We start from the raw sequence: 17078 nt of genomic DNA, 5'->3' as shown, positions 1-17078 counted from the left end.
CCTATGGCTGATGGCCGGCGCCTGTCGGAGCCGGGACCTGACGGGAATTCCCATTACTATTGGCGATCATCGATCTGTATTCAGAGGGGAAGTCATGGACAGTCAAGAAGCCGCGCGGAAACCAAGCGCCGCCGGTCGCCTGTTTCGCGCAGCCGCGCTCACTGGCATCGGCGTTACGTTCACGTTGACGGGCCTGTCCTTTTCAGCCCCGGCGGCCGCGCAGGGCAATACGCTGAAAATCGGCGAAATCAACAGCTATAAAGCGCAGCCGGCCTTCCTGGAGCCCTACCGCAAGGGCATGGAACTGGCCGTGGAGCAGGTCAACGCGGCGGGCGGCATCGACGGCAAAAAGCTGGAATTGATCACCCGCGACGACAACGCCAACCCGGGCGATGCCGTGCGCGCGGCCGAAGAACTGCTGTCGCGCGAACGGGTCGACGTGCTGATGGGTTCTTTCCTGTCCAACATCGGCCTGGCCTTGACGGACTTCGCCCGCCAGAAGAAAGTCTTCTTCCTGGCCAGCGAACCGCTGACGGACAAGATCGTCTGGCAGGACGGCAACCGCTATACGTTCCGGCTGCGCGTCTCCACCTATATGCAGACCGCCATGCTGGTGCCGGAAGCGGCCAAGCTGCACAAGAAGCGCTGGGCCATCGTCTATCCGAATTACGAGTACGGGCAGTCGGCCGCCGCCACCTTCAAGGCCTTGATGAAGAAGGCGCAGCCCGATGTCGAGTTCGTCAACGAGCAGGCCACGCCGCTGGGCAAGATCGATGCCGGCAGCGTCGTGCAGGCCCTGGCCGACGCCAAGCCGGACGCCATATTCAACGTCCTGTTCGCCGCTGACGTCGCCAAGCTGGTGCGCGAAGGAAATACGCGCGGCCTGTTTCCCAAGACGCCCGTCGTCAGCCTGCTGAGCGGCGAACCGGAATACCTGGATCCGCTGAAGGACGAAACCCCCGCCGGCTGGATCGTCACCGGTTATCCCTGGTATTCCATCCAGACGCCCGAACACGCGGCCTTCCTGAAGGCCTACCAGGACCGGTTCAAGGACTACCCGCGCCTGGGCTCCATCATCGGCTATAGCTCCGTGATATCGATGGCCACCGGCATGAAGAAAGCCGGCGGCGCCGATACGGAAAAGCTGATCGCGGCCTTCGAAGGCCTGAAAGTCGGCACGCCCTTCGGGCCGATCGAGTACCGTGCCATCGACCACCAGTCCACCATGGGCGCCTTCGTGGGCAAGCTCGCGCAGAAGGACGGCAAGGGCGTCATGGTCGACTACCGCTACATGAATGGCGCGGATTTCCTGCCCTCCGACGAGGAAGTCAGGAAGCTGCGCCCGGCGCGCTAGCCGACCGCGCCAAGGACAGGCGGCGGACATGCGCGCCGGTATTGCCACCCAGGCAATACCGGCGCATGCCCCGCGCGCGTCACGCCTGCTTCGCGGATTTTCCAGATGAACGTCAACGCATTACTGGTCCAGCTGCTCAACGGCCTGGCCGAAGCCTCTACCCTATTCCTGGTGGCCGCCGGCCTGTCGCTGATATTCGGCGTGACCCGCATCGTCAATTTCGCGCATGGGTCGCTGTACATGCTGGGCGTATATATCGCGTACAGCCTGACCGAAACCTTCGGCGCCACGGGCCTGGGATACTGGGGCGGCATCCTGCTGACGGCCCTGGCGGTGGGCGTCCTTGGCGCCGCCATCGAAATGCTGCTGCTGCGGCGCGTCTACCAGGCCCCGGAACTGTTCCAGCTGCTGGCGACCTTCGCGCTGGTGCTGGTCATCAGCGACGCGGCGCTCGCCCTCTGGGGACCGGAAGACCTGCTGGGCCGGCGCGCGCCCGGCCTGGGCGGGGCGGTCGACATACTGGGCCGGCAATTTCCCACCTATAGTTTGGTGCTGATCGCCATCGGCCCGGCGGTGCTGCTGCTGCTCTGGCTACTGCTGTCGCGCACCCGCTGGGGCACGCTGGTCCGCGCGGCCACGCAGGACCGGGAAATGCTCGGCGCCCTGGGCGTGAATCAGGCATGGTTGTTCACCGGCGTATTCGCCCTGGGCGCCGCGCTGGCCGGCTTGGGCGGCGCGGTGCAATTGCCACGGGAGCCAGCCAGCCTGGGGCTGGACCTGCGCACCATCGGCGACGCCTTCGTCGTCGTGGTGGTCGGCGGCATGGGCTCCATCCCGGGTGCTTATCTCGCCGCATTGTTGATCGCCGAAATCAAGGCCCTGTGCATAGCCCTGGGCACCGTCAACGTGGCCGGACTGGAAATTTCGCTCTCGTCGCTGACCCTGGTCGCGGAGTTCCTGGTCATGGCGGTCGTGCTGGCAATACGGCCCTGGGGCCTGCTGGGCCGTCCCGCCGTCACGGCGCGCGCCGCGGCCGCCATCGAATCCCCGCTACGGCCATCGTCGCGCGCGCTGCGCGGCTTCGCCCTGGCGATACTGGCCCTGCTCGTCCTGCTGCCGCTAGCCGGCGACCGTTTCCCCTATGCCACCATCCTGCTCACCGACATCCTGACCGCGGCCCTCTTCGCCACCAGCCTGCACTTCATCATGGGCCCGGCCGGCATGCACTCGTTCGGCCATGCGGCGTATTTCGGCCTGGGGGCATATGGCGCGGCCCTGCTGCTGAAGAACCTGGCGCTGCCCATGGAGGCGGCGCTGGCGCTCTCCCCGCTTGCCGCGGGCCTGGGCGCGCTGGTTTTCGGCTGGTTCTGCGTGCGGCTGTCCGGGGTCTATCTGGCCATGCTCACATTGGCCTTCTCGCAAATCGTCTGGTCCGTGGTCTATCAATGGGATGGGGTGACGGGCGGGTCCAACGGCATCACCGGCTTGTGGCCGTCGGCCTGGCTGTCGGCCGGTTATGCCTATTACTACCTGACGCTGGTCCTGGCGGTCGCGGGCGTCCTGCTGCTGCGCCGCGTGCTGTTCTCGCCCTTCGGCTACGCCATGCGGGCGGGACGGGATTCCCCCCTGCGCGCCGACGCCATCGGCATCGACGTGCGCCGCGTGCAATGGGCCGCTTTCGTCGTCGCCGGCCTGTTCGCGGGACTGGCGGGCGCGCTGTATGCGTTTTCCAAGGGCAGCATCGCGCCCGACGTCATGGCCGTCGGCAAATCGGTCGACGGGCTGGTGATGGTGCTGCTGGGCGGCATCCAGACCTTGGCCGGCCCGGTGGTCGGCGCCGCCGCCTTCACCTGGCTGCAGGACAACGTCATGCGCGCCACCGATTACTGGCGCGCCACGCTCGGGGGTGTGATCCTGCTGCTGGTGCTGGTCTTTCCGCAGGGCATCGCCGGCTTCGCCCGTCAATGGGCGGACCGCCGCCAATCGCGTGGCCGGGCCGCGAAGCCATCCAACGCCGGCGCGATCGGGAGATCCTCGTGAGCCTGCTGCAAGTCCGCAACCTCAGCAAGCACTTCGGCGGCATCGCGGCGGTCGACGGTATCGACTTCGACGTCGCGGCCGGCGAACTGCTGGCGCTGATCGGGCCCAACGGCGCGGGCAAATCCACGACCTTCAATATGGTCGGCGGACAGATCGAACCCAGTGCCGGGTCCATTACCCTCGATGGAAAAACGCTGACCGGATTGCATCCGCGCGATATCTGGCGGCTGGGTGTGGGCCGTACCTTCCAGATCACCGAAACCTTCGCGTCCCTGTCGGTGGTCGAGAACGTGCAGATGACGCTGCTATCGCACCACCGGCGGATTTTCGCGGGATGCAGGCCCGCATCGCCGCAATACCGCGCGCGGGCGCTGGACCTGCTGGAGCAGGTCGGCATGGCGGACCAGGCGCACCGTCCTTGCAGCGAACTCGCCTACGGCGACGTCAAGCGCGTCGAGCTGGCCATGGCGCTGGCGAACGACCCCAAGCTGCTGCTGATGGACGAACCCACGGCGGGCATGGCGGCGACCGAGCGCAACGCCCTGATGTCCCTGACCAAGCGGCTGGTCGTCGAACGCGGCATGGCCGTCCTGTTCACCGAACACAGCATGGACGTTGTCTTCGCGCACGCCGATCGCATCATCGTGCTGGCGCGCGGCAAAGCGATCGCCGAGGGCAGCGCCGCCGAAGTGCGGGCGGATCCGAAGGTACGAGAGGTGTACTTTGGCTCGGGGGCGACCTTCGAGCGCGAACATCGTCCGCCCGCCGAAGAACAGCCATCCATCGAACCGCAACCCGCCACGCAACCCGAAGCGCTGCTTCGCGTGCGGGACCTGAACGCCTGGTATGGCGCCGCCCACATCCTGTACGACATCAACCTGGAAGTCCGCCGTGGCGAAGTCGTCGCCCTGATGGGCCGCAATGGCGCGGGCAAATCCACGACGTTGAAAGCCATCGTCGGCTTGCTGGAAAAACGCCGCGGCCAGGTGGAGTTCATGGACCGGGACATCTCGCGCAAGGCTCCGCATCAGATCGCCAGGGCCGGCCTTGGGTTCGTCCCGGAGGACAGGCGGATTTTCGCGGACCTGACGGTGCAGGAAAACCTGGAAGTCGGCCGGCAAGCGCCAAGAGCGTGGCCCGATGGCGGGCCCGCCCCGGCGTGGACCACCGACCGGCTCTATGCCTTGTTCCCCAACCTGCGCGCCATGCAGAATCGCCCGGGAGGCCGCATGAGCGGCGGCGAGCAGCAGATGCTGACCGTCGCGCGCACCTTGATGGGCAATCCCTATCTGGTGCTGCTGGACGAACCCTCGGAAGGCGTCGCCCCCTTGATCGTCGAACAAATGGCGCGGGCGATCATCGAGCTGAAGCAGCAAGGCGCCAGCGTGCTTCTGTCCGAACAGAACCAGCGCTTCGCCGAAATGGTCGCGGACCGGCAATACGTGCTTGAAAAAGGGGAAATCACGGGTTCCGGCACGGTCTGACACCCTGGCCATTCGCACCATCGCGCGCGTGCGACGAGGCGAAGTCCAACGCAGGCCCGGTCATGGACGGACGGCACCGTGCGTCGGCCGGGATGTATCGACATCCTCGATCTCGCGTTGATGCTCCGGCGCGGAACCATCCAAGGCGCCGATCGCCTTCGCGTACCGAGCGATGCCAGGCAGTGCCGTCAGGCCATGAGCAACGATGCTGAGCAGAACCGTCGCCATGGCCGTCAGCTTGATCGTCTGCTCGCCGGGAAGATGGGTGGCCCCATCCAGGTAGACCAGTCCAAGGACGATCGACGCCAATCCTCTTGGACCGAACCATCCCATGAACAGGACGGTCGACCGGCTCATGCGCGTGCCCCGCAGCGCGATCGCCACCGGCACCATGCGGATCAGCGTCAGGCTCAGCACCGCATAGGCCACGATGGCGGCATCGAATTGCGTCCAGACACCGGCAACGAACAGGCCGAACATGAAGAACACGAAGTAGTTCAGGAATTGTCCCCAGTCCTCGGCGAATTCGACGCTGTGCCGGCCCACATCGCCGAAGCCCCGTTGCGTCGCCAGGCCAGCCACGAAGGCCGCGATGAACATGCTCGCGCCACTGGCCTCGGACGCCACGACGCACCCCAGCGGCAACGCCATAACGCCCAGCTGCGCGATGTTCTCCGCCATCCACGCCTTGCGTTGCGCCACCCCCAGTGCCCAGCCGCCCAGCAATCCGACGCCGAGTCCGACCAGTGTCCCGTAGCCGAGCTGCTCGATCAGGAAGCGCGTCAGCACCCCGCCCCCCTGGCTCGTCTCCGTCGCTTCGGCCAGTGCGATGAAAAACATCAGGAAAGGAACCGAAAGCCCGTCGTTCAGGCCCGCTTCCACGTTCAAGGCCTGCCGGATCCGTTGCGGCACCTGGGTACTGTTCACGATGACCTGTCCCAGCCCGGCGTCGGTCGGCGCCAGGATAGCGGCCAGGATGCCCGCCTCCCACCAGCTCAGGGTCCGGAACACCACCATCGCCAGCAGTACGCCCAAGGCGATAGTCAGCAGCATGCCGGTGCTCAGCAGCCGCACGGGCAGATTGGTGTCGCCCTTCAACATGCGCGGGCTGACCCGCGACGCGTCGCTGAAGAGGGTCATCACCAGGCCGAGCTCCGCAATGAGCAGCAGATCCTTGCGATCGAGCGCCAGTTCGGCCACGGCTTCATGCGAAGCGGACATCAGCGCGCCGACCGCGGTGAACACAATGGGCGCGGTCAAAACGGTCCGCTCCAGTCGCCGCGACACCAGGCTGTAGAAAAAGACCGTCGAGATAAATACCGCGATGATCAGCATCTGCCATCTCCCGCGAGCGAAGGCGGCCACCGTGCTTATCAGACTGCCGATCTTTCGCCGGGGGTTTGACGCAAATCAAACCGGTATGTCGCCCCTATTCCCGCCCGTTCGGGTGCGGCATCACGTCAGGGACGCGGCGCGATGACCGCGTCCAGGGCAACCACCCCCTGGCCGCGCGGGCGTGCCAGCAAAGGATTGATCTCGACCGACCCGATGGATGCGCGATGCCGGTACGCGAAGCGCGATAGCGCCACCAGGACATCCGCGATGGCGTCGATATCGCAAGGCGGCTCGCCGCGCGCCCCTTGAAGCAGCGTGTAGCCGCGGATCTCCCGGATCATCCCCAGCGCCTGGTCGCGGCCGAACGGGGCCAGCCGGAAACTGACGTCCTTCAGCACCTCCACGAATACCCCGCCCAAGCCGAACATGACCACGGGGCCGAAAACCGGGTCCAGGTGCGCGCCGGCGATGCATTCCACTCCGCCGCGCAGCAGCGGCGCGACGAGCACGCCGTCGATGCGCGCGTCGGGCCGCCGGCCGCGCACGGCGGCCAGGATGCCGGCATAGGCATCGCGCACGGCCGGTTCCCCCGCGACACCGACCTTCACGCCGCCGACGTCGCTCTTATGGGCGATGTCGGGCGAGACGATCTTCAGCACGGCCGGGCCTTGCAAGGCCGCGGCGGCGGCCACGGCCTGGTCGGCGCTGCCCACCAAAGCCAAGGCGGGCGCCGGAATACCGGCCTGCCGCAGGATATCCATGGCCTGCACCTCGTTGCATCCCCCCGCGGGCAGGTCCAGCGTGGCAACGGCATCATCGAGTGCCTCCGGCGCCGGGTGGGCGGACAGCGTATCCGCGAAAGCGGATGCGATGACGCCCAGGGTACGGATGGCCGCGCTGGGATCCGCGAACACCAGGCAACCCTGCTGCTCCAGCTGCCGTTGCCGTTCCACCGGGAACAGCGCGCAGATGGCGGCAGGCACCTCAGGAAATTTGTCGCGCAGCCCCTGCGCGAATGCCTCGAAGGTGGGCCAAAGCGCGGGCGACGACCCGGCCGCCGCCAGGAACACCGCCACGGCGTCATACTGTCCATCGCCCAGGACGTCCTGGGCCGTCGCCCAAAGCAGGCCCGGCTCGGTCACGGCCTGCCCGGTAACGTCGATGGGATTGCGCGCGCTGGCGAACGGCACATGCTGCAGCAGTCTGGCCTGGGCCGCGGGTGCGGGCTCGGGCAACCCCAGGCCGGCATCGCTGGCCTCGTCCGCCATCAAGGCACCCACACCGCCCGAAATGGAAAGGATCGCCAGCCGCTTGCCGCGCGGGTAGTGGCGCAGGGTATCCAACGCGTAGCCCAGGTTGAAGAACTCCTCGATGGTGCGCGCGCGCAGTGCCCCATGCTGACGGAAAAGCGCGTCATAGACGGCATCGTCGCCCGCCAGCGCGGCCGTATGCGAGGCCGCCGCCCGCGCGCCGGCCTGGGTGCGGCCGATCTTGGTCACGACCACCGGCTTGCCCGCGTCCCGCGCCGCGTCCAGCGCCCGACGTAGCTTCCCGCCGTCGCGGCACCCTTCCATGTAGGTCATGATGACCCGGGTACGCGGGTCCCCTGCCAGCCAGGCGATGCAGTCGGCAACGTCGATATCGGCTTCGTTGCCGGTACTGATCCAATACGACAGGCCCAGGCCGCGCGCCTGCGCCATGCTGTAGGCGTAGGCGCCGAAGGCGCCGCTCTGGGACACCATGCCGATACCGCCTTCGCGCGCGGCATCGCGTGCCGCGGCAGGCGTGAACGTCGCATACACGCGGTCGCGCACATTCATGAAGCCCAGGCAGTTGGGCCCCAGCAGCCGGATGCCGAGGGAACGGGCCACGTCCACCAGGCGCTGCTGCGCCGCCCTGCCCGGCTCGCCCGCCTCCGCAAACCCGGATGTAAAGACGACGGCGCCCGCCGCCTGGCCGGGGCGTGCGTGGGCCAGCGCGTCGGCCGCGTGCTCGGCCGGCACCGCAAGCACGATCAGGTCCGTTTCGCCGTCCAGGGCCGCCAGATCGGGATAGGCCGGCAGGCCCTGCACGGTGTCCGCGCGCGGATTGATGGGGATGATCCCGCCGTCGTAGCCATGCTGGCGCAGCAGCGTAATCGGCATGGCGCCTATCTTCCCCGGCGTGGCCGATGCGCCCACGACGGCGATGCTGCGCGGATGGAACAGGCGCGATAGCGAGGATTCGGAATTTGCGGACATGGTGTGTGCTCGAAGCGTAGTAAGCCCGAAAGCGACGCCAACAGGCGGCGGGCAGATGCCCGACCGCGCTATGGACGGCGATCAGGAAAAGCGCACGACCGTGCGGCCGATATGGCCCCGATCGAGCAGGGATTGCAGTGTCGCGGGAAGCTGCGGCAGGTCGATGACCCGTGCCATGCGGTCGCTATGCCGCGGCCGGTATTCGCGCGCCAGCTTGCCCCATACCTCGCGGCGCAGCGGCATGGGACTGTTGGCATTGATACCGAGCAGCTTGACCCCGCGCAGGATGAAGGGCATGACGGTGGTCGGCAGTTCGCCGCCGCCGGCGTTACCCAATGCCGCCACCACGCCTTCGGGCTTCACCGCGGCCAACGCGTGCGCCAGCATGGCGCCGCCCACCGAATCGATCACGCCGGCCCAGCGCGCGCTCGCCAGGGGACGGCTGGCGCCGGCCAGGTCGGGCGGCGCTTCCACAACATGAGCGCCGATCCCGCGCAGATAATCGTGCGCGGCGGGTTTTCCGCTCATCGCGCACACCGTGTATCCGCGCCCGTCGAGTATGTCGATGGCGACGCCGGCCACGCCGCCGGTGGCGCCCGTGACCAGCACCGGCCCTCGATCCGGGGCCAGTCCGCAATGCTCCATCCAGTGCAGCGACAAGGCGGCGGAATAGCCGGCCGCGCCGATTGCCGCGGCTTCGCGCAGGCCGATGCCCTCCGGCAGGGGCATGACCCACTCGTGGCGCACCCGCGCGTAGTGGGCGTAGCCGCCGTCGTGGTCCACGCCGATGCCGAAGCCATGCACGGCCACTTCCTGGCCGGGCCGCAGGCCGGGGTCCGCCGAATGCACCACCGTGCCGCTCAGGTCGATTCCACCGATACGCGGATAGTCGCGAACGATGCGGCCGATGCCGGCCATGGCCAGCGCGTCCTTGTAGTTCAGGCCCGCGTAGGCCACTTTCACCAGGGTGTCGCCGGGCGACAGGTCCTCGACCCTGATCTGTTCGACGCGGCCCTCCGGCCGCCCGCCGTCCACGCCGGCATGCAGCCGGTAGGCCGGGAATTCATTGATCGTCATGGGCGTTCTCTCGTGCGGCACGATGCCGGGACAGCAGGCGGCGCGCCAGCGTCGCGCGGTGCAACTCATTGGCGCCGTCGTAGATGCGAAACGCGCGCAGCTCCTGCCAGATCTGGCCGACGGGGGTATCGTCGGATACGCCGAGTGCGCCCATCATCTGCACGGCACGGTCGGCCACCCGGCCCACGGCTTCCGACACGAAAACCTTGGCCATGGCGCTGCTCTCCTTGACCGGCTGTCCCAGGTCCATGCGCGCCGCGCAATCCAGCGTCAGCAGCCGGCTGGCATGCAGGTCGATATGCGAATCGGCCACCATCGCTTGTATCTGCTGCAGGTCGGCCAGCCGCGCGCCGAAGGACTCCCGATGCAATACGTGCGCCTGCGCGGTTTCCAACGCACGGCGGGCGCGGCCGATGTAGCGCATGCAATGGAGCAGCCGCGCCGGTTCCAGGCGCAACTGGGCGTGCGCCATGCCTAGTCCCGGTTCGCCGACGACGGCGCTGTCATCGACCACGCAATCGCGCAGGCGGATTTCGGCATGGCCGCCGATCTGGTAGACCGTGACCATGCCGATGTCGCGCACGACCTCGTAGCCGGGATTGTCCGCGTCCACCAGAAAGAGCGTGGCACCGGCGTCCGTCATGGCCAGCACCAGCGCGAAATCGGCGCCGACGCCGCCGCTGATGAACATCTTGTGGCCGTTCAGCACCCATTTGCCGGCATGCCGCTCGGCGCGCGTGCGCAGCATGGCGGGATCGGAGCCCGCGCCGGGCGGAGGCTCCGTCATCGCGAAGCAGGCGCGCCGCTCGCCACGGGTCAGCGGCGCCAGGTAGCGAGCCTGTTGCGCCGGGGTCCCCAGGCGCAGCAATGTCAGCATATTGGGCTGGTCGGGCGCCGCGCAGTTCAATGCCGCGGGCCCCAGAAAACTTCGGCCTGCGGACTCCAGCACCCGTGCCAATGCCCGCCATCCCAAGCCCAGGCCGCCCCATTCCGGCGGCAGCTGCGGCGCGTACAGGCCCGCCGCGCGCGCCTGCTGGCGCAAGGCCGTGACCCGGCGGTCCAGCTGCGCGACATCGCGCGCGATGGCCGGGGACTCCGCCGGAATGGCCACTTCATCGACGAAGCGGTCGACGCGCGCGCACAGCGCCTGCACGCCGGCATCCTGGATGTTGTCGTCTTCGGCAACCATCTCGTCTACTCCTTGAATTCCACGCCGGCCCGCGGGCGCGGCGACCGCGGGCCGGTCCTTGCCCCGCCGGCGCCGTGGCTATTGCACGCTGGCCCCGGTGGAGGCCACCAGCTTGCCCCACCACGCGGTTTCCTCGGTGATCTGGCGAGCGAATTCCGCGGGCGTGTTGCCCAGGGGCTCCGCGCCCAGTTCCTGGAAACGGGTGCGCAGCTTCGGATCCGCCAAGGCCTGCAGCACGGCGGCATGCAGGCGCTCGATGATCGCGGGGTCGGTCTTGGCCGGCGCCATCAGCCCCTTCCAGGCCATGACCACGAAACCGTCCAGCCCCGCCTCGGAGAACGTCGGAATATCCGGAGCGGCCGTCGCGCGCTTATCGCTGGGCACGGCCAGCGCCCGCAGATTGCCCGCCTTGACCTGCGGCAGCAGTGCCGGCATGTTGTCGATGATCATGTCGATGTGGCCGGCGACCAGGTCGGTGATGGCCGGCCCGGTCCCTTTGTAGGGCACGTGCTGCATCTTCAAGCCGGCCTTCTGGTTCAGCAGTTCGCCGGCAAGATGGGCGGGCGAACCATTACCCGGCGAACCGAAAGAAAGCTTGCCAGGGTGGGCCCGCGCATACGCCAGGAACTCCTGCAAGGTCTTCGCCGGCATGGACTTCCCCACCACCATCAGGTTGTGTTCGCGCTCCAGGCACGAGATGGGGGCCAGGTCCTTCGCCGGGTCGTACGGCATATTGCGGTACAGGCTGGGGTTGATCACCGTGGGGCCTGCCGCGGCCAGCAGCAGCGTATAGCCATCGGGCGCCGCGCGGGCGACGAAGTCGCCGCCGATGTTGCCGCCCGCGCCGGGCCGGTTCTCCACGATGATGGGCTGGCCCAGTATGGGGTGCAGCGTATCGGCCAGGATGCGGCCCAGGATGTCGGTGGATCCGCCGGGCGCGAACGGCACGATCAAGCGTATCGGCCTGTCGGGATAGGCGGCCGACGCGCCATGCGGCGCGATGCACGATAAGGCGGCAATGGCGATGGCGGTCAACCATCCGTGAAGGCGTTGGGCAAGCATGGCGAAGTCTCCTTTGGCGGTGCGATGCGGGCTTCTGGCGGCCCGGCTGTGGGAAAGGCTGTGTACCTGGCGTCGGGCTTGCGCGCGACGCCGTGGCTCCGGCGTGCGCGGCTGGCTAGCGGCCGGGCGTATGGCCCGCCTGCGTCAAGGTATGGCGGGCAATCGTCAATTGGTGGATCTGGCTGGTGCCCTCGTACAGGCGGAACAGCCGCACGTCGCGGTAGAAGCGCTCGATGCCGTAGTCCGCGATATAGCCATAGCCGCCGTGCATCTGCACGCAGCGGTCGGCCACGCGGCCGCACATTTCCGACGCGAAGTACTTGCACATCGACGCGTCCAGCGTCACATCCCTGCCCTCGTCCCGGGCGCGCGCGGTTTGCAGCACGAGCGCGCGCGCGGCCTGGATCTCGGTATTGCAGTCGGCGATCATCGCCTGCACCAGTTGGAAATCCATCAGCGGCTTGCCGAACTGGCGGCGTTGCGCCACAAAGCGCATCGTGTCGTCCAGCATGCGGATGGCCGGGCCGATGCACAGCGCGGCCAGATGGATGCGCTGCTTATTCAGCACCTTCATCGCCGTCTTGAACCCCTGGCCCTCGCGACCGCCGATGATGTTGGCGGCCGGCACGCGGCAATCCTGGAAGTACACCGCGGAGACCGGCGAGCCAGCCTGTCCCATCTTGTCGTACGCCTGCCCGGTGGACAGGCCCTGCGCGCCACGCTCCACGATGAATGCCGTGATCCCGCGCGCGCCCGCCTCGTTGGGGTCGGTACGCGCCATCACGGTGAACACGTCGGCCAGGGGCGCATTGGTGATGAAGCATTTCTCGCCGTTCAGCACATACTCGTCACCGTCGCGCACCGCCGTCGTGCGCAAGGCCGTGGCGTCCGAACCCGCTTCCGGCTCCGTCAGGGCGAAGCAGCCCGTCAACTCGCCGCTGGCCAATCCCGGCAGGTAGCGCCGCTTCTGTGCCTCGGTGCCATCGGCCACCAAGGCTTCGGAACCGATCCCGGTATTCGTCCCGACACGCGCCCGGAACGCCACGGAACACTGAGAAAGCTCCAGCGCCGCCAGGATCAGCTCCTCGGTCGTCATGCCGGCGCCGCCGTAGGCTTGCGGTATCGAATAGCCGAACATGCCCTGCGCGGCCATGGCCGCCACGATATCGCCAGGCACCTCATCCCGCGCGGCGACTTCCGCCTCGCGCGGTATTAGACGTTCCCGGACGAATCGGCGCAGGCTATCGATGAATCCCGCGTAGCCTTCGGCATCCCTGATCATGTCTTTGTCTCCATTTCCTGGCGGCCGCGTTCGGTATGGGTGCGCGGGCTCGTGGATCCAGCTGGAAGCAGCCTAGCAAAACCCTGGAATCCGCGAGACAACTGTTTCGATATCTTGAACGCGGGGCACGCCGCGCCGCCCGCGGCTGTTCTATGATCGGACCACCCGCGCGGCCAGGCCATGCCGCATCCGGATGCCTCCCATGCCCGCCACATCCCGTCAGCGCCATCCCGATCCCGCCTTCGCCACCACGCTGGCGCACGGCCTGTCGGTGCTCCAGGCCTTCCGTCACGGAGAGCCCGCGCTAAGCAACGGCGAGCTGTCCGCGCGCACGGCCTTGTCCAAGGCGACCATCTCGCGGTTGACCAACACCCTGGTGCAGCGCGGCCTGCTTTCGTACGACGCCGGCCTGCGGCGGTATCGGCTGGGCCCGGCTGTCCTGTCGCTGAGCTACCCCCTGCTTGCCAACGTGCGCGTGCGCCAGCTTGCACGGCCGATAATGCAGCGCCTGGCGGAATTCGCCGGCGGATCGGTATCCCTGGGCATGCAGCATGGCCTGCACATGGTGTATCTGGAAACGTGCCGCGGCCACGACGCCATTGCCTTCCGGCCCGGCATCGGTGCCTTGCTTCCCTTGCTGCCCTGCGCCATGGGTCGCGCGTGGCTGGCGCAGGCCCCGGCGGACCAGGCCGGGCCGATCCTGGAAACCCTGCGCCGGCAGGACACGCCCGCATGGACCCAGCACCAGGCAGCGTGGCTGCAAGCCCAGAACGATTTCGCGCGGCATGGGTACTGCGTCTCGGAGGGCGACTGGCTATCGGACATCCATGCGGTCGCCGTGCCCATGCGCAAGCCCGTCGAGGGCCGCGTGCTGGTCTTCAATTGCGGCGTGCCCCTGTCCCGCCTGCGTCCCGGCGCGCTGCGCACGCGCATCGCGCCGCGCCTGTGCAAACTGGTCGCGCGCGTCGAAAAAATGCTGGACGCCCAAGATGCCTGAGCGCCACGACCCCGACTTCGCCACCACCCTGGCGCACGGCATCGACATCCTGGCGTGCTTCAGCGCGGAACGCCCCCTCCTGGCCAACAAGGACTTTGCGCTGCGCACCGGACTGTCCCGAAGCGCGGTGGCGCGCCTGACGCATACGCTGGTGCAACTGGGCTACCTGCAAGCGATCGGGAAGCCGCCGCGCTACAGATTAGGCGCGGCAGTACTGGCGCTTAGCCATCCCCTGCTGGCCAGCATGCACATCCGCCAGGTCGCCCGGCCCTTGATGAAAATGGTGGCCAACCACATACGCGGCGCCGTGTCGCTGGTGGTGCGGGACCGGCTGCAGATGGTCTATGTGGATACGGCAAGGTCCAACGAGGCACTGCAAACGCGCCCGGACATCGGCGCGGCCCTGCCCCTGCTATCCAGCGCGGCGGGCAAGGCGTGGCTGGCGCGAACGTCCGACGCCGATCGCGCGGCCGTCCTGAACCAACTGAAACTGGCCGACCCCGGCCACTACGCCGCGCATATCGGCACATTGCCGGCCGCCCGCAGGGATCTGGAGCGCAAGGGGTACTGCGGCAACAACGTGCAGTGGCGCCCAGATGCGTACGGTTTCGCCGCACCGCTCTGCCGTCCCTATCAGTCGCTTTTGTATGTGTTCAATTGCGGCGTGCCATCCAGCGATGGACCATACCGGGAACGGGCGGCGGACATCGGTCCACGGCTGGTGGCGCTGGCGCGGGAAGTCGAGCGCATGCTGGGGATGCGGGATGGGGTTTAGCGCGTAGCCAGCCGTACACATACATTCGGAAGGACGGGTCGTCACCAAAAAACAGTAATCCGCTGCGGGCATTCACCTCACATGTGAGATCTCCCATTCTTTTGTCCACGTGATGACCTCGACAATCAACCTTGACAATCCTTTCCATGGAAACGACAGTAGTTTCCATGGAAAGCCATGCCTCCTCCACACGTTCTCGCACCAACGCTTCCGCAATAGGAGGAATGGCAATGAGCAAAGCGATAGAGAATCTAAAGTCCGCGCAGCAGCGGGCCGTGATCGACGGACCTAAAGTGGGCGGGTTTCCATACCTGGCCGATACCCTTCGTCGAGCGGGCGTCGTGCGGAATATATGGTTCTTACCGGCATGCCAGAGCCTGTATCTGACCCAGGATGGGCCGGTGGTCATGCAGGGAACGCCGCTGGTGACAGGCGCGGCAGACGTACCGGCGTTCGATAGGCATGCGCTCGTAAAGGCGCTGCAGACCGACCAGGCTGGAGACAGCACGTTTCCGGAATTTCTCCAGGCTGCGTGGCGCGCAGGTGTCGTCCGCTACGACGTGGACCTGGTTGCTCGAACCGTTAAGTACTACGGTTGCCTGGATGAGGAATACGTCGAGCAGTATCCCGCTTTGGAAGGCCAATAGCCGATTCGTACACGCTGCCATGCGCCCGCGGTGCCGAGCGCGAGAGGACTGTGTCCATTTCTTGGGGACCATCATGTCGCCACCACTCACACGCCGTGCGTTTCACCATCTGGCCGCCAGCGGGGCCACGCTTATCGGCAGCCATGCCCTATGGCCTCTGGCCCGGGCTGACGAGGGAGTCGATGTGCCCTGGACTTACGACGATCCGCATCTTAGCGGGAACTTCCTTCCGGTGCAGCGCGAGGTCGACGTACCCGATCTTCGGGTGAGTTCGGGGAAGATTCCCGCCGACTTGCGCGGCGTCTACATGCGCAACGGACCCAACCCGGAGTTCAAGCCTATCGGCTACACCTACCCGCTGGACGGCGATGGCATGATCCATGCCGTCTATATCGAAGACGGAAAGGCCCGTTATTGCAACCGTTTCGTGAAGACGGAAAGCCTGATGGTGGAGCGCCGGGCCGGCAGGGCCGTCTTTGGAAGCTTCGCACATCCTGTGCCTGTCGATCGCGGCCTATTCCTACCGGGAGAAGCGCCATCGTTCTTGAAGAACGGCGCGTTCGTGAACATTATCCAGCATGGCGGCCGCTTTATCGCGCTCAACGAAGCGACGACCAGCTACGAGATAAGCGCGGAACTGGATACCTTGGGCCAGTGGACCGCCGGCGGCTCCGAACCGTTGCGCCTGGGCGCTCACAATCGGCATCATCCGCGCACGGGCGATCTCTACGCACTGGAATACAGCTGGCGCACGCCGACGGTGAAGTTTCATCGCATCGATGCTTCCGGAATGTTGGTGAACACCAGTTCGGTGGAACTTCCAATGCCCACAATGATCCACGATTTCATCCTGACGGAGCACTACGTTGTCCTTATCGCCGGACCGGCGGTGTTCGATGTCCAGGCAGCGAAGGCCGGCCAATCGATGCTGCAATGGCGTCCCGATCTGGGCATGCGTATCGCATTGCTCCCGTTGGACGGCGGTGTTCCCATCTGGATCGAAGGCGAGCCCTTTTTTGTCTTCCACTTCGCCAACGGATTCGAGCGCGGCCAGCAGATCGTCGTGGACTACGTGCAGCACGACAAATTTGCCTTGGCGTACGGCCCTACCCCCACATTCAAGCGCATGACCATCGACCCGGCGAGCCGCAGCTTCAAGGTCGCCGGCTTCTCGAACGAGGTTACCGAATTTCCGCGAGTAAACCATCTACGCGAGGCGCTACCCACTCGCTTCGTCTACATGCCCACCTTGACCTCCTCGCTGAAAGAAGCCAACCCGCCTTCGGCGGTGTTCAATACCGTGCTCAAGCTCGATACCGAGACCGGCCGATACACGCGCCATGACCTGGGTAACCAGATCGTTGGCGAGGCTGCGTTCGTGCCCAAGCCGGGCGGTGGTGCGGAGGACGACGGTTATCTGGCGGCCTTCACCTACGATCCGGTGCGCCAGGGCAGCAACCTGGTTTTGCTGGACGCGACCCGGATCGAAGAGTCCCCCGTCGCCGTCATCGAGATGCCGCAGCGCGTGCCGCAGGGACTACACGGCAATTGGATTTCCAGGACTTGATGCGCCCGTCGCGTCGATTGCATCGTGTC

13 protein-coding genes and 1 pseudogene are annotated in these 17078 nt (G+C 66.7%); 8 read left to right on the top strand and 6 right to left on the bottom strand.

Annotation, left to right across the window (positions count from 1 at the left end):
* The first annotated feature begins 94 nt into the window (after positions 1-94).
* The 4 genes and pseudogenes from CAL28_RS11705 to CAL28_RS30190 all read left to right on the top strand — a co-directional run bounded on the left by CAL28_RS11705 (position 95) and on the right by CAL28_RS30190 (position 4878).
* The gene (locus tag CAL28_RS11705) at positions 95-1354 is read left to right on the top strand and encodes an ABC transporter substrate-binding protein (RefSeq protein ID WP_094841542.1); all 1260 of its coding nucleotides are present in this window, start codon (positions 95-97) and stop codon (positions 1352-1354) included.
* Positions 1355-1459: 105 nt separating this feature from the next.
* The gene (locus CAL28_RS11700) at positions 1460-3394 is read left to right on the top strand and encodes an ABC transporter permease (protein WP_094841541.1); all 1935 of its coding nucleotides are present in this window, start codon (positions 1460-1462) and stop codon (positions 3392-3394) included.
* Positions 3391-4143, top strand: a pseudogene (locus CAL28_RS30195) (ABC transporter ATP-binding protein); the annotation flags it as partial. The gene CAL28_RS11700 and the pseudogene CAL28_RS30195, both read left to right, overlap by 4 nt.
* Positions 4144-4218: 75 nt before the next feature.
* Complete coding sequence (locus tag CAL28_RS30190; protein ID WP_369597693.1) at positions 4219-4878, top strand: ABC transporter ATP-binding protein; 660 nt, start codon at positions 4219-4221, stop codon at positions 4876-4878.
* Between the two features lie 60 nt (positions 4879-4938).
* Here the strand turns inward: CAL28_RS30190 and CAL28_RS11690 are convergent, their stop codons facing one another.
* The 6 genes from CAL28_RS11690 to CAL28_RS11665 form a co-directional block, all read right to left on the bottom strand.
* Positions 4939-6213, bottom strand: a complete 1275-nt coding sequence (locus CAL28_RS11690) for a cation:proton antiporter (protein ID WP_094841540.1) — start codon at positions 6211-6213, stop codon at positions 4939-4941.
* A gap of 125 nt (positions 6214-6338) precedes the next feature.
* Entirely contained in the window at positions 6339-8453 is a 2115-nt protein-coding gene (locus CAL28_RS11685; RefSeq protein ID WP_094841539.1) for an acetate--CoA ligase family protein, read from the bottom strand.
* An 81-nt stretch (positions 8454-8534) separates the two neighbouring features.
* Positions 8535-9530 carry an acrylyl-CoA reductase family protein gene (locus CAL28_RS11680; protein WP_094841538.1) on the bottom strand — a complete coding sequence of 332 codons (996 nt, stop codon included), beginning with the start codon at positions 9528-9530 and terminating at the stop codon, positions 8535-8537.
* Positions 9517-10719, bottom strand: a complete 1203-nt coding sequence (locus CAL28_RS11675; protein ID WP_094841537.1) for an acyl-CoA dehydrogenase family protein — start codon at positions 10717-10719, stop codon at positions 9517-9519. Before CAL28_RS11675 ends, CAL28_RS11680 begins: the two co-directional genes overlap by 14 nt.
* Positions 10720-10797: 78 nt before the next feature.
* Positions 10798-11781: a Bug family tripartite tricarboxylate transporter substrate binding protein gene (locus CAL28_RS11670; RefSeq protein ID WP_094841536.1), complete on the bottom strand. Its 984-nt coding sequence runs from the start codon at positions 11779-11781 to the stop codon at positions 10798-10800.
* Between the two features lie 115 nt (positions 11782-11896).
* Complete coding sequence (locus CAL28_RS11665) at positions 11897-13063, bottom strand: acyl-CoA dehydrogenase family protein (RefSeq protein ID WP_094841535.1); 1167 nt, start codon at positions 13061-13063, stop codon at positions 11897-11899.
* Between the two features lie 202 nt (positions 13064-13265).
* Here CAL28_RS11665 and CAL28_RS11660 point away from each other — a divergent pair, with 202 nt between their 5' ends.
* From CAL28_RS11660 to CAL28_RS11645, 4 genes are all read left to right on the top strand, one after another.
* The gene (locus tag CAL28_RS11660) at positions 13266-14060 is read left to right on the top strand and encodes an IclR family transcriptional regulator (protein ID WP_094841534.1); all 795 of its coding nucleotides are present in this window, start codon (positions 13266-13268) and stop codon (positions 14058-14060) included.
* Positions 14053-14835 (top strand): IclR family transcriptional regulator, encoded by a 783-nt coding sequence (locus tag CAL28_RS11655; RefSeq protein WP_094841533.1) that lies wholly within the window; start codon positions 14053-14055, stop codon positions 14833-14835. Before CAL28_RS11660 ends, CAL28_RS11655 begins: the two co-directional genes overlap by 8 nt.
* A gap of 230 nt (positions 14836-15065) precedes the next feature.
* Complete coding sequence (locus tag CAL28_RS11650; protein WP_094841532.1) at positions 15066-15482, top strand: DUF1398 domain-containing protein; 417 nt, start codon at positions 15066-15068, stop codon at positions 15480-15482.
* Between the two features lie 73 nt (positions 15483-15555).
* Positions 15556-17049 carry a carotenoid oxygenase family protein gene (locus tag CAL28_RS11645; protein ID WP_176463968.1) on the top strand — a complete coding sequence of 498 codons (1494 nt, stop codon included), beginning with the start codon at positions 15556-15558 and terminating at the stop codon, positions 17047-17049.
* Positions 17050-17078: the final 29 nt, after the last annotated feature.

This window comes from Bordetella genomosp. 11, assembly GCF_002261215.1.
Lineage (GTDB): Bacteria > Pseudomonadota > Gammaproteobacteria > Burkholderiales > Burkholderiaceae_B > Bordetella_C.
Note: the sequence above shows the minus strand (reverse complement) of the source record. Positions and strands in the feature narration are given on the sequence as shown.